Source organism: Actinomadura sp. BRA 177, assembly GCF_013372625.1.
Taxonomy (GTDB): domain Bacteria; phylum Actinomycetota; class Actinomycetes; order Streptosporangiales; family Streptosporangiaceae; genus Spirillospora.
In genome coordinates this window covers 1-12,462 of sequence record NZ_JABXFD010000347.1, presented here as the reverse complement: position 1 = coordinate 12,462, position 12,462 = coordinate 1, and the positions used below count along the sequence as shown (strand labels likewise).

Annotated in this window: 12 protein-coding genes and 1 pseudogene; 4 read left to right on the top strand and 9 right to left on the bottom strand. The window is 72.5% G+C overall.

Features of this window, described 5'->3' with window-relative positions; translation table 11 throughout:
- Positions 1-225, bottom strand: a pseudogene (locus HUX53_RS18780) (leucyl aminopeptidase); the annotation flags it as partial.
- Positions 226-326: 101 nt separating this feature from the next.
- The gene (locus HUX53_RS18775) at positions 327-494 is read right to left on the bottom strand and encodes a DUF3117 domain-containing protein (protein ID WP_089314488.1); all 168 of its coding nucleotides are present in this window, start codon (positions 492-494) and stop codon (positions 327-329) included.
- Between the two features lie 175 nt (positions 495-669).
- Here HUX53_RS18775 and HUX53_RS18770 point away from each other — a divergent pair, with 175 nt between their 5' ends.
- The 3 genes from HUX53_RS18770 to HUX53_RS18760 all read left to right on the top strand — a co-directional run bounded on the left by HUX53_RS18770 (position 670) and on the right by HUX53_RS18760 (position 4,878).
- Positions 670-1,455 carry an enoyl-CoA hydratase-related protein gene (locus tag HUX53_RS18770; protein WP_176404510.1) on the top strand — a complete coding sequence of 262 codons (786 nt, stop codon included), beginning with the start codon at positions 670-672 and terminating at the stop codon, positions 1,453-1,455.
- Between the two features lie 70 nt (positions 1,456-1,525).
- Entirely contained in the window at positions 1,526-2,290 is a 765-nt protein-coding gene (locus HUX53_RS18765) for an ABC transporter ATP-binding protein (protein WP_176404509.1), read from the top strand.
- Between the two features lie 5 nt (positions 2,291-2,295).
- Positions 2,296-4,878: an FtsX-like permease family protein gene (locus HUX53_RS18760; RefSeq protein ID WP_176404508.1), complete on the top strand. Its 2,583-nt coding sequence runs from the start codon at positions 2,296-2,298 to the stop codon at positions 4,876-4,878.
- On the opposite strand, the gene HUX53_RS18755 is transcribed toward HUX53_RS18760, so the two are convergent.
- The 3 genes from HUX53_RS18755 to HUX53_RS41310 are packed head-to-tail and all read right to left on the bottom strand — an operon-like array spanning position 4,879 to position 6,292.
- Positions 4,879-5,439, bottom strand: a complete 561-nt coding sequence (locus HUX53_RS18755) for a DNA-3-methyladenine glycosylase I (RefSeq protein ID WP_309237314.1) — start codon at positions 5,437-5,439, stop codon at positions 4,879-4,881.
- Positions 5,440-5,453: 14 nt separating this feature from the next.
- On the bottom strand, positions 5,454-5,882 hold the full coding sequence (locus tag HUX53_RS41315) for an SRPBCC family protein (RefSeq protein ID WP_176404507.1): 429 nt from the start codon (positions 5,880-5,882) through the stop codon (positions 5,454-5,456).
- Entirely contained in the window at positions 5,879-6,292 is a 414-nt protein-coding gene (locus HUX53_RS41310) for a hypothetical protein (RefSeq protein WP_176404506.1), read from the bottom strand. The genes HUX53_RS41315 and HUX53_RS41310 overlap by 4 nt, the downstream gene beginning before the upstream one ends.
- Before the next feature lie 66 nt (positions 6,293-6,358).
- Between HUX53_RS41310 and HUX53_RS18740 the strand changes: the two genes are divergently transcribed.
- Positions 6,359-6,676, top strand: coding sequence for a hypothetical protein (locus tag HUX53_RS18740; RefSeq protein ID WP_176404505.1), 318 nt, complete (start codon positions 6,359-6,361; stop codon positions 6,674-6,676).
- Positions 6,677-6,746: 70 nt separating this feature from the next.
- Here HUX53_RS18740 and HUX53_RS18735 read toward each other — a convergent pair whose 3' ends face one another.
- From HUX53_RS18735 to HUX53_RS18720, 4 genes are all read right to left on the bottom strand, one after another.
- On the bottom strand, positions 6,747-7,949 hold the full coding sequence (locus HUX53_RS18735; RefSeq protein ID WP_176404504.1) for an RNA-guided endonuclease TnpB family protein: 1,203 nt from the start codon (positions 7,947-7,949) through the stop codon (positions 6,747-6,749).
- A 182-nt stretch (positions 7,950-8,131) separates the two neighbouring features.
- Entirely contained in the window at positions 8,132-9,613 is a 1,482-nt protein-coding gene (locus HUX53_RS18730; protein WP_176404503.1) for a CoA-acylating methylmalonate-semialdehyde dehydrogenase, read from the bottom strand.
- An 11-nt stretch (positions 9,614-9,624) separates the two neighbouring features.
- On the bottom strand, positions 9,625-11,631 hold the full coding sequence (gene iolD, locus HUX53_RS18725; RefSeq protein ID WP_176404502.1) for a 3D-(3,5/4)-trihydroxycyclohexane-1,2-dione acylhydrolase (decyclizing): 2,007 nt from the start codon (positions 11,629-11,631) through the stop codon (positions 9,625-9,627).
- Positions 11,628-12,462: deoxyribose-phosphate aldolase (locus HUX53_RS18720; RefSeq protein WP_217919601.1), on the bottom strand; the 835-nt coding region annotated here is incomplete at its 5' end. The genes iolD and HUX53_RS18720, both read right to left, overlap by 4 nt.

Genomic DNA, 12,462 nt, shown 5'->3' with positions numbered 1-12,462 from the left:
AGGGTCGCCGACGCGGACCGGGGACGCGGTGATCTCCCCCGGCTCGCCCTTGGCCTTGTGCAGCGCCAGCAGCTCGTCCAGCGTGAAGGGCAGCTGCGCGGCGACCTCCGCCGCCGGCGCGACGGGGCCCGTGCGGACGGGGACCGCCACCGCCTCGGCGCCGAGGTCGGCCGCCGTCTGCGATACGGTGCCGCCGGCGCCGTGGACGCGGGTCTCGATGGGCATGGCGTTGGTCCCCCCTGGTACGCGCTTGCGGGTTCGGAAATGGCAAGGGCCCCGGCGGCGTCGCCGGGACCGTCACCAACAGGCCGGGAGCGGTGGAGCGGTCAGCCCACGACGCCCTTGATCGCCTCGCCGAGCTCCTTGGCCTCGTCGGCGGAGAGCTCGACCACGAGACGGCCGCCGCCTTCGAGGGGGACCCGCATGACGATCCCGCGTCCCTCCTTGGTCACCTCTAGCGGACCGTCTCCCGTCCGCGGCTTCATCGCCGCCATGCGTACATCCCCTTCCTGTAGGGCCGCGGCCTGGCACACCGTTGGCCGCGTGGCCGCGTGTCGCATCCGCGTATTCGGTAGTGGTCCATTATCTCGTCTTCCGGGCGCGAAGTGGTAACGATCAGCCTCCAGATCGGAAGATGGGAAGATCTGCGGGCGAAACGAGAGGACGACGATGTCTGAGACCGTGCTGTACGACGTGACCGACGGTGTGGGGACGATCACACTGAACCGGCCGGACGGGATGAACTCGCTGACGGCCGAGATGAAGGAGCTGCTGCGGGCGACGGTGGTGCGCGCCGCCGCCGATCCGGCCGCCCGCGCGGTGATCCTCACCGGCGCCGGACGGGCCTTCTGCGCGGGCCAGGACCTGCGCGAGCACGCCGACAACCTGGCCGCCGGGAAGGGCTTGGACGGCACCGTCCGCAAGCACTACAACCCGATCGTGCTGGCGCTCGCCGGGATGCGCAAGCCGGTGGTGGCGGCGGTGAACGGCGTGGCGGCGGGCGCGGGCGCGTCGCTGGCGTTCGCCTGCGACCTGGTCGTCGCGTCCGACAAGGCCCGGTTCGCGACCGCGTTCACCGGGATCGGCCTCGCGCCCGACAGCGGCATGTCGTGGACGCTGCAGCGCCTCGTCGGCCGCGCGAAGGCCACCGAGCTGCTGCTGCTGGGCGAGCCGGTGAAGGCGGAGCAGGCGCTGGAGCTGGGCCTGGTGAACCGGGTCGTCCCGGCGGACGAGCTGGCCCCGGCGTCGGTGGAACTGGCGCGGCGCCTCGCGGCCGGCCCGACCGTCTCCTACGGCGCGGTGAAGGCGTCCCTCGACCACGCGGCGACGCACGACCTGGCGTCCGCGCTGGAGCGGGAGGCCGAGCTGCAGGACGAGTGCGCGGAGACCAGCGACCACAAGAACGCGACCGAGGCGTTCCTGAAGAAGCAGCAGCCGGAGTTCGAGGGCCGGTAGGGCTTTCCCCCGTACCGGCCGGGGAGTCTCCGTCAATGCGGGCGAGGGGCGGCGGCGGTTTGCTTGAGGCATGACCCAGACAACCGCCGCACCCCCTGCCGGGCAGGTCAACGACCATGTCGCCGTCGCCCGCGACGTCGTGAAGTCGTACGGGACGGGCGAGCAGGCGGTGACCGCGCTGCGCGGCGTCTCGGCGGCGTTCCCGCGCGGCCGGTTCACCGCGATCATGGGGCCGTCCGGCTCCGGGAAGTCGACGTTCCTGCACTGCATGGCCGGGCTCGACACCGTCACGTCCGGCTCGGTGCTGATCGGTGATGTCGACATCACCACGCTGTCCCGGACCCGGCTGACGAAGCTGCGCCGGGACCGGCTCGGGTTCGTGTTCCAGTCGTTCAACCTGCTGCCGATGCTGACGGCGGAGGAGAACATCCGGCTGACCGGCCGGCTCGGGAACCGGCGCGCCGACCGGGAGTGGTTCGCCGCGATCGTGGACGCGCTGGGGCTGCGCGAGCGGCTGTCGCACCGTCCGGGCGAGCTGTCGGGCGGGCAGCAGCAGCGGGTCGCGGTGGCGCGGGCGCTGCTGACCCGGCCGGAGGTGCTGTTCGCGGACTTGCCGACCGGCAACCTCGACTCCCGGTCGGGCGCCGAGGTGCTGGGCTTCCGGCGCCGCGCGGTGGACGCCTACGGCCAGACCGTGATCATGGTCACGCACGACCCGGGCGCCGCCGCGCACGCCGACCGGGTGCTGTTCCTCGCCGACGGCATGATCGTCCACGAGCTGCGCTCCCCCACCATCGACCAGGTGCGCGCCGTGATGCGCCGGATGGAGGGCTGAGCGCCATGTGGCTCATCGCGCGCCGCTCGTTCGCCGAGGGCTGGCTGCGGCTGGCCGCCACGCTGCTGGCGGCGGTGTTCTCGATCGGGCTGATCGCGGGCTCGCTGCAGTTCACGCTGCGCGCGCAGGAGGCGGTCTCGGGCAGCAATGCCAGCGAGTACTCCCGCGCGGACGTGCTCGTCCAGGGCGGCTCGGTCGACACCGACGACCCCTACGCGGCCCCGGACGGCCGGGTCGCGCTGAGCGCGGTGGCGGGACGGCCGGGTGTGGCGGCCGTGGCCGGGGACGCGATGGTCCCGGTGACCGCGAACGGCTCCGACGGCAAGCTCATCCTGCCGCCGGCCGGTGCGGGCACCACGCTGCGCCCGTGGACGTCCGACGCCCGCCTCAACCCCTACCACCTGGAGTCGGGCCGCGCCCCGGCAGCCGCCGACGAGGTCGCGGTCACCCGCCATGTGGCGCGCGCGGGGAAGCTGGACGCCGGCGACCCGCTGAGGGTCATGCTGCCGAAGCAGAGCCGCACGATGAAGATCGTTGGGGTCGTCACCGTGCAGGGCCTCAGCGCCGTCGCGAGCGGCGACCTGCTGCTGGCGGCGCCTTCGACCGTCCAGCAGGCGGCGGGCCTCCCGGCCGGGACGTGGCAGAGCGTCTGGGTGAAGTCGGCGGGCGTCCCACCGAAGAAGCTGCGCGGCGACCTGGCCCGCGACCTCGGCCAGGACGTCACCGTCCGCACCGCCGCGGGCGTGCGGCACGCCCAGTCGGCCGACCTGCAAGGGGCGGGTGCGGCGATCGGCGGCGCCATCGGGATGCTCGCGTCCGTGGCGGTGTTCGTGGGCCTGTTCGTCGTCGCCAACACGTTCGGCACGCTCGTCCGGCAGCGGACCCGGCGGCTCGCGCTGCTCAGCGCGATCGGGGCGACGCCCCGCCAGATCAAACGCCTGATCCGGTGGGAGGCCCTCGCGCTCGGCGTCATCGCCTCAGCGGGCGGCGTGCTGCTCGGCTACCCGATCTCGGCCCTGCTCACCCGCCTCTTCGCCGAGGACGGCTTCGACATCACCGCCGCCGACGCGCAGTACGGCTGGATCGCGCTCGCCGCACCCGCCGTCACCGGAATCTTCGTCACCCAGTTCGCCGCGTGGCGGGCCGCGCGCCGCGCCGCCCGCATCTCCCCCATGCAGGCACTCCGGGTCGCGAGCGCCGACACGCCGGGCCGCCGCTGGCCGCGCCTGCTCGGCGCGCTCGCCGTCTTCGCGTGCGCCTGGATGTTCTTCGGCCCGATCTTCGCCGTCCGGCTGGAGGAACCGCCGGGCCCCGACCGCACCGTCGCCACGTGCGTGCTGGTCTTGATGGGCTGCATGACGACGGTGGGGGCGCTCGCCGTCCTCGCCCCGTTCTTCGTCGGCCCGCTCGGCGGCCTGGTCGGACGCGTCGGGACGGCCGTCAGCGGCGAAGCCGGGCGGCTGGCCCGCGCCACCATCACGCGCAGCTCGCGCCGGGTGTCGTCGGCCGCGTCGTCGCTCATGCTGGGCGTGGCGCTGGTCGGCGCGACCGCGCTGATCGTCCTGTCGGTGGACGCCCGCTTCGACACGGCCGGCAAGCAGGTGATGCGCGCCGACCACGCGATCGCCGCGACCGGCACGACCTCCAACGGCCCGGCGCCCCTCCCCCGCGACGCGGCGGCGAAGGCCGCCGCCGTGCCCGGCGTGTCGGCCGCGACGGCGCTGACGGTGTCGGACATCAAACTGGTCGATCCCCCGCCGAAGCGGCCGTCACCGGAAGAGGCCCCGGAGCCGGTCTACCTGACCGTGACGGGCGCGGACCAGGCCGCCCTGCCGTCCGTCCTCAAGCTGGGCGGGCACCTGCCCCGGCTCGGCGACGGCGAGATCGCCCTCACGTCCACGATCATGAAGGGGCAGCACATCAGGAAGGGCCAGAAGATCGTCGTGCGCGGCGCCCAGGGCAGGATCCCGCTCACGGTCGCCGCCGCCTACCACGACCCGTCGCACCTCTTCGCCGACATGGCGGTCGTCTCGTCCGCGACCATGGACCGCCTGGACCCGGACGCGTCCACCCAGGTGGTCCTGGTCCGAGGCGGCTCCGAGCAGGCCCTGACCCACGCCTTCGCGGACACTCCGGGCGTCAAGGTGCTCGACAGATCCGCCTACGTGAAGACGGCGGCCGACGCGATGACGAAGGGCATGCGGGTCATCTACGGCTTCATAGGCATGGCCTTGGTCCTGGCCCTCTTCGGCATGGCGACCACGGTCTCGATGAGCGTCAGCGACCGAACCCGAGAGTTCGGCCTCCTGGGCGCAGTCGGAGCAACAATGACGCAGATCAAGGCCATAGTCCGCTGGGAGGCCGCCGCGGTCGTCCTCCTGGGCACCCTCTTGGGTCTGGGCACGGCCCTGGGCACCGTCTACCTGATGCACCTGGCCACAGGCAGCTCTTTCCTAACTCCGAACCCACGCTGGTGGCTGTTCCCAGCGGTCATTGCGGGCGCTGCCGTCGTCACCCTCGCGACGTCCGCCTTCCCGTCCCGCCGTGCCGCCACCGTCCCCATCCTCGAAGCCACCAAGGCCGAGTGACTAGCGGAAGGCGCAGCCGGTTAGGTGGTCGTTTACCAGGCCGCAGGCCTGCATTAGGGCATACGCCGTGGTGGGGCCCACGAAGCGGAAGCCGTGCTTCTTCAGTTCCTTGGAGAGGGCCTTGGATGCGTCCGTGTTGGCGGGGACGTCGGCCATGTCGGTGTAGGCCGGGGAGTCGGGGTCGGCGTAGCGCCAGGCGGTGGCGGCGAGGCCGCCGGGGAGGTCGAGGGCGGCGCGGGCGTTGGCGATGGCCGCGTCGATCTTCGCCCGGTTCCGCACGATGGAGGCGTCGGCCATCAGGCGCTCGACGTCGTCCGGGCCGAACGCGGCGACCTTCTCGGGGTCGAAGCCGTGGAAGGCCGCGCGGAAGTTCTCGCGCTTGCGGAGGATCGTCAGCCAGGAGAGGCCCGACTGGAACGCCTCCAGGCAGAGCTTCTCGTAAAGCCCCACGTCGTCGCGGACGGGACGGCCCCACTCGTTGTCGTGGTAGGCGATGTAGTCGGGCGCCGACATGCCCCACGGGCAGCGCGCCAGCCCGTCATCGCCGAGAATCGCTGTCACCCGGCCGTTCTACCTCATGCCTCCGACAAAGCGGCGAGGCGGCGGAGGGCGAGGGTCAGGACCGCCTTCGCGATCGGGCCCGCCACCAGCCAGCCGGCGCGGCCCACAGGCCCGAAGGGCAGGTCTATGCGTTCCGCCCAGATGACGCGGCTGCCGTCTCCCTCGGGGACGACCTTGAACCACGCCTCGCCGCGCACCACGCGGCCGGTGTGCCGGACGGCGACGCGGCGGCCGTCCCGCCAGTCGGTGATGATCATGGTGTCGAGGAAGCCGACCGGGCCGATGCCGGTGCGGGCGCGGAGCTCGTCGCCGACCTTGTCGCCGCCTTCGGCGCTGGTGAACGGCATCCACTCGGCGTGCCGCGGCCAGTCGGTCAGGACCGCGAAGACCCGCTCGGCCGGGGCGCGGGACACGGCCTCCGCGTGGACGGCGACCCGGCTCACTGGTGGTCCTCCTTCTGGCCGGCCTCGTCCGGGACGGTCTCCTTGCGGAGCGGGACGCCGTTGGGCTCGTCCAGGCCGTGCAGGGCGCCGATCGCCGGTTCCTTCGAGCGCTCGCGGAGGTCGCGCAGCTGGCGTTCGAGGTCGGCCACGCGGGCGTCGCGCTCGCGCAGGGCGGCGGCCAGGCGCTGGACGGCCTCGTCCGTCACCTGCATCTGGTAGCCCCAGATCGTCGCGGGGAGGCGGAGCCGCGCCCCCTCCGGCCCCAGGACGGGGCGGCCGTCGGCGTCCACCTGGAGCGGCGGGTAGTCCGGATGGGTCTCGGCCAGCTCGCCGCCCCGGCCCATGGCGAGGACGACGACGGCGCCCAGCACGGCCACGCCGGCCAGGACGAGCACCACGGTCACCATCACGCTCCGATCTGCCTGCGTCCCTCTGAAGGACGATCCCCGGACTCTGATCGTGCCACGCTTGGGGGCATGGGCATGCAAGAGCGGATGGTCCTTCCACCGGACGCGCCGGTTCCGGACGGTGCCGCGGACGCGGGCACGGCGCCCCCGGCGAGCCGGGTGGAACGGCTCGCCGCCTCCGGGGACGCCGTGCTCGTCACGCTGGAGACGGACGCGCGGGAACCCGATCCCGGGCTGCTCGCCGCGGCGTCCGTCTACGCGTGGCTGGGAGTGACGTATTTCCGCGTGCCGGAATCGCAGGCGGACGGCATGCGCCAGGTGCTCGACATGGTCGCGTCCATCCGGGGCACCCGTCCTCCCACCGTCGCCAGGCGGGGCCTCGCCTAGCCCCGGAGGCGCGGACGACATGGGTACTCCTTAGCTTGACTTCCTCCCCTCCCCGAAGGGAAGGGAATTCCTACGGCTCGCGCCGCAGGGGTTTCTGCTTCGCAGCCGACTGCGGAAGGGAGGGCCCTTGCCGTCTGACATCAGCTCCACAGACATCACCGGGGCTTGCCCCGGCTGCGGCTCGACCAGCCGCAAGGATGTTCTTGGCCGCGTTGTGGTCCCGGTCGTGCCGGGTGCGGCAGCCCGGACACGTCCAGTGCCGGGTCGACAGGCTCAGCTTCTCCAGCAGGTGTCCGCAGGCCGAGCAGGTCTTGGACGAGGGATACCACCGGTCGATCATCACTAGGACGCGTCCCGCACGCGCGGCCTTGTACTCCAACTGCCGGCGGAACTCCCCCCACCCGCAGTCGGAGATCGCGCGGGCCAGGCTGCGGTTCTTGACCATGTTGGCGACCGCGAGGTCTTCGATCACGATCACGTCGGCCTGGCGGACGAGGTTGGTGCTGGTGCGGTGCAGGAAATCTTGGCGGGCGTTGCGGACCTTGCGGCAGGTGCGGGCGACCTTGGCCTTGGCCTTGCGGCGGTTGATGCTGCCGGGCTGCTTGCGGGCCATGCGCCGCTGGTACCGGGCCAGGTTCGCCGCCTTGCGCTCCAGATGATGCGGGTTAGCGATACGCTCCCCGTCCGACGTCACCGCGAAATCCTTCACCCCCAGGTCGATGCCGATGGCATGCCCGGCGACGGGCAGGGGCTCGGGGTTGCCGGTGTCGACGGCGAAGGTCACGTACCAGCGGCCGTCCGGCTCTCGCGAGATCACCACCATCGTCGGGTCCAGCGTCGCCAGGTCCACCTCATCGAAAGACCACACGAAAGCCAGCGGCGCGGTGGTCCTGGCCATCCGCAGTTCGCCCCCGTGCATGCGGAACGCCGAGCGAGTGTAGTGCGCGGACTGGCGGCCGGTGCGGGTTTTGAAGCGGGGGTAGCGGGCGCGTCCGGCGAAGAAGTTGGCGAACGCGGTGTGCTGGTGGCGCAGCGCCTGCTGCAGCGGAACCGAGGAGACCTCGGACAGGAACGCCAGATGTTCGGTCTTCTTCCAGGCGGTCAGTGCGGCGTCGGCCTGCTTGTAGGTGGTGGGTGTGCCTTCGATATACCAGGCGTGGCGGCGTTCGGCGAGGGTCTTGTTCCAGACCACACGGACGCAGCCGAACGTGCGGCCGAAGATCGCCGCCTGCTGGGGGTTGGGGTAGGCCCGGCACTTGTATGCGGTCCGCATGACCACCACTTTACCCACGTTCAGTGTCCGTGTGATGACTTTCCGATGCAGGAGGAGTCCGGATTTCTCACCGGCCTGAAGGCCGGGGCATCCTTCTGAGGATTAGGTGAGGGGATGACGCGGGAGCCTTGAAGCGGTGAACGATCATGGACTCGCCGGGAAAACCCGGGGCACATCCTGGGTCAGCGGGCCGTGGGGAAGGCCATCCCAGGCGCCTCGGCGGCCGTGGCGGGCTCCGGCCAGCGGGAGGTAACGGCCTTCGCGCGGGTGTAGAACCGGACGCCCTCGGGCCCGTGGACGTGGGTGTCGCCGAAGAGCGACGCCTTCCAGCCGCCGAACGAGTAGAACGCCATCGGCACCGGGATCGGCACGTTCACCCCGATCATCCCGACGTGCACGGACCGCTGGAACCGCCGCGCCGCCGACCCCGACGAGGTGAAGACCGCCGTCCCGTTGCCGTAGGGATTGGCGTTGACCAGCGCGATCGCCTCGTCGAGGGTCTCGGCGCGCAGCACCACCAGGACCGGCCCGAAGATCTCCTCCGCGTAGGCGGGCATGTCGGTGGTGACGCCGTCGAGCAGGCAGGGGCCGACGAAGAAGCCGGGGCCGGGGAGGTCGCGTCCGTCCACGACGCGCTTGGCGCCCGCCTGCGCCGCCGCCTCGACGTGCCCGCCGACGCGGTCCCGCGCGGCCTCGTTGATCAGGGGCCCCACCTCGCTGGACGGGTCGGCGCCCGGCCCGACCTTGATCGCGCGGGCCCGGTCGGCGAGCCGGTCGATGAGCGGGTCGGCGGCGTCCCCGACGGCGACCGCCACGGAGATCGCCATGCAGCGCTGCCCGGCCGACCCGTACGCGGCCGCGGTGATCTGGTCGGCGGCGAGGTCGAGGTCGGCGTCGGGCAGCACGACCGCGTGGTTCTTGGCGCCGCCGAGGGCCTGCACCCGCTTGCCGGCGGTGCTCGCCGCCTCGTGGACGTGCCGGGCGACGGGTGTCGACCCGACGAACGACACCGCCGCGACACCCGGATGCGTGATCAGCGCGTCGGCGGTCTTCGCGTCGCCGTGCAGGACGTTAAACACCCCGTCCGGCAGGCCCGCCTCCGCGTACAACTCGGCGACCAGGTTCGACGCGGACGGCACGCGCTCGCTCGGCTTCAGCACGAACGCGTTCCCGCACGCGATCGCGATCGGATGCATCCAGAGCGGCACCATCACCGGGAAGTTGAACGGGACGATCCCCGCGCACACGCCGAGCGGCTCCCGGAACGAGAACGCGTCCACGCCGGTCGACACCTGGTCCGAGTACTCGCCCTTGAGCATCTGCGGGATGCCGCAGGCGAACTCGACGACCTCGCGGCCCCGGACGACCTCGCCGCGCGCGTCGTCGAGTACCTTGCCGTGCTCGGCGGTGATCAGCCGGGCCAGCTCGTCCTCGTGCCTCTCCAGCAGGTCGCGCATCGCGAACATGATCCGGGCGCGCCGGGTCAGCGACACGTCCCGCCACGACTCGAAGGCCCGCGCGGCGGCGCCGACAGCCGCGTCCACCTCCGCCCGGCGCCCCAGGACGACCTCGGCGGTCTGCTGCCCGGTCGCCGGGTCGTGGACGGGCGCCGCGGCGCTCCCGCCGACCGGGACACCGCCGATCCGGTGCTGAATCGAGCGCATGGGGGTTCCTTTCACAGGTAGCGGCGCTGGGTCTTCTTGTCGTCGTCGTAGCGGGCGCGGGCCTCCGCCGTGGATGCCAGCGCCGACACCTCGGCGACCGGGACGTCCCACCACGCCTCGCTGTCCGGGGCCGGGGCGAGCGGGTCGGTCTCCACGTGGACGACGGTGGTGCGCGGGGAGTCGATCGCCTTGCGCAGCGCGTCCCGGAGCCCGTCGACGCCGTCCGCGCGGAGCACGTCCGCGCCGAGGCTGGCGGCGTTCGCGGCGAGGTCGACGGGGAGGGTGTCACCGTCCAGGCCGCTGGCGGTGCGGGCGCGGTAGCGGGTGCCGAATCGCTCCGCGCCCACGCTCTCGGACAGGTTCCCGATGGACGCGTAGCCATGGTTCTGGACGAGCACGATGATGAGCTTCACGCCCTCGGCGACGGCCGTGGCCAGCTCCTGCGCCATCATCAGGTAGGAACCGTCCCCGACCATGACGAACACCTCGCGGTCGGGCGCGGCCATCTTCACCCCGAGCCCGCCGGCGATCTCATAGCCCATGCAGGAGTAGCCGTACTCGACGTGATACCCCTTGGGATCCCGCGTCCGCCACAGTTTGTGCAGGTCACCGGGCATGGACCCGGCCGCGCACACCACCACGTCCCGGGGCCCCGACACCTCGTTGACGACCCCGATGACCGCAGCCTGCGCAGGCAGCCCCTCCCGCCGCTCCCCGAACGCCGCATCAACAACCGCATGCCCCCGCCCAGCCAGCTCCCGCGCCCGCTCGCGGTAGACACCACCCACCGACCAGCCCCCCGCGCTCGACGCCGGACGCTCAGCCGCACGGCCGGCGCCTGAGCCGCTCAGCCTCGCACTCGTCGCGCCCGACCCCTGCCCCGACGCTCGACCGCCGGACGTCGTGGCATCCGTACCGGCGGAGGTTGTGGCGTCGATGACCACGCCGCCGAGCTTGCGGGTCAATTCTCGGAGGGCTTCTCTTGCATCTGCGACGACCGCCGTCCCAGCGAGCTTGACGGCGTCCGTGCGAGCGACGTTGATGTTGACGAAGCGCACGCCGGGGTGGGCGAACAGGCTGTGGGACGCCGTGGTGAAGTCGCTGTAGCGGGTGCCTATGCCGAGGATCACGTCGGCTTCGCGAGCGAGTGCGTTCGCGGCCGTTGTTCCGGTCGCGCCGACCGCGCCCACCGAGCATTCGTGGTCCCAGGGCAGCGAGCCTTTGCCCGCCTGCGTTTCCGCGACCGGAATGCCGGTCCGTTCGGCGAAGGCGCGGAGGGCGTCGGTGGCCTGGGAGTAGATGACGCCGCCGCCCGCCACGATCAGCGGGCGTTCAGCCGATCGGAGGATCGCGGCCGCCTCTTCCAGCGCGGCGGGCTCGGGGACGGGGCGGGGGATGCGCCAGACGCGGCGGGCGAACAACTCGTCCGGCCAGTCGAACGCCTCCGCCTGGACGTCCTGCGGCAGGGCCAGGGTGACTGCGCCGGTCTCGGCCGGGTCGGTGAGGACGCGCATGGCCGCCAGCAGCGCGCTCGGCAACTGCTCGGGACGGTTGATGCGGTCCCAGTACTTCGACACCGGCTTGAAGCAGTCGTTGACCGACACGTCGTAGGAGCGGGCGTCCTCCAACTCCTGCAGCACGGGATTGGCGGGACGGGTGGCGAAGATGTCACCCGGCAGCAAGAGCACCGGCAGCCGGTTGATGGTCGCGAGCGCCGCACCCGTCACCATGTTGGTCGCGCCCGGCCCGATGGACGTCGTGCAGGCGAACGTGGACATCCGGTCGTTCATCCGCGCGTAGCCCGACGCCGCGTGCACCATCGCCTGTTCGTTGCGCGCCATGTAGTACGGGAGGTCGCCGGCATGTTCCAGCAGCGCCTGGCCGAGCCCGGCGACGTTGCCGTGCCCGAAGATCCCGAAGCATCCGGCGAAGAACCGCCGCTCCTCGCCGTCCCGCTCGCTGTACTGCGCGGCCAGGAAGCGGACGACCGCCTGGCCCACCGTCAGCCTCGTGCTCATATGACCTCCACTGCTGCGTCTACGGCTCCGGCCACATCGCCGTCGGCAGGGTAAAGAAGGGAGCGGCCCACGACCAGGCCCCGGACGGTGGGCAGGCGCATCGCGCGGCGCCAGCCGTCGCGGGCGGCGTGCGGGTCGTCGGCGACCTCGCCGCCGAGCAGCAGGGCGGGCAGCGTCGAGGCGGCCATGACGCGTTCCATGTCCGGGACGACGGGGACCTTCAGCCAGGTGCGCGCGGAGGTCGTGCCCAGGGCGGACGCGATCGCGATCGCGCGGATCATCGCCTCCGGGGTGAGGTCGTTGCGGACGCGGCCGTCCACCCGGCGGGCGATGAACGGCTCGACCATCGCCATCAGGCCGTGCCCGGCGAGGGCCGACACCGCGCGGGCGCAGCCCTCCAGGGTGCGCGGGGTCGAAGGGTCGGCGTCGTCCACGCGCAGCAGGACCTTGCCGCCGTCGAGGCGGGACGCGGCGATCGCGTCGGCGCTGTAGGCGGTGAAGCGGTCGTCGATCTCGAAGGACGAGCCGGCGAGCCCGCCCCGGTTCATCGAGCCGATCACGATCTTGCCGTCGAGGGCGCCGAGCAGCATCAGGTCCTCGCCACCCCCGACGTCGCCGAGGCCCCGCCGCTGCCCGGCGCCCCCGACCGCCCGATCGCCCTCGGCCCGCGGGACCGGCCCGGCCCCCCCGGCCCGCCCTCCGACCTCCCCGACCCCCTCCCCGCCCACAGCGCCGCCGCGCTCGCCCCGCCCCGCCTCGACGCCCGCACGGTCCCGCTCCTCCTCGCCCACGCCCACCCCTCGCCCCGCCGCACCCCCGCGCCCTCCGCCC

Bases quoted from the DNA above. Each gene is read 5' to 3' on its own strand.
- HUX53_RS18775 (WP_089314488.1), bottom strand. From the start codon at position 494: ATGGCGGCGATGAAGCCGCGGACGGGAGACGGTCCGCTAGAGGTGACC.
- HUX53_RS18770 (WP_176404510.1), top strand. From the start codon at position 670: ATGTCTGAGACCGTGCTGTACGACGTGACCGACGGTGTGGGGACGATC.
- HUX53_RS18765 (WP_176404509.1), top strand. From the start codon at position 1,526: ATGACCCAGACAACCGCCGCACCCCCTGCCGGGCAGGTCAACGACCAT.
- HUX53_RS18760 (WP_176404508.1), top strand. From the start codon at position 2,296: ATGTGGCTCATCGCGCGCCGCTCGTTCGCCGAGGGCTGGCTGCGGCTG.
- HUX53_RS18740 (WP_176404505.1), top strand. From the start codon at position 6,359: ATGGGCATGCAAGAGCGGATGGTCCTTCCACCGGACGCGCCGGTTCCG.
- HUX53_RS18735 (WP_176404504.1), bottom strand. From the start codon at position 7,949: ATGCGGACCGCATACAAGTGCCGGGCCTACCCCAACCCCCAGCAGGCG.
- HUX53_RS18730 (WP_176404503.1), bottom strand. From the start codon at position 9,613: ATGCGCTCGATTCAGCACCGGATCGGCGGTGTCCCGGTCGGCGGGAGC.
- iolD (WP_176404502.1), bottom strand. From the start codon at position 11,631: ATGAGCACGAGGCTGACGGTGGGCCAGGCGGTCGTCCGCTTCCTGGCC.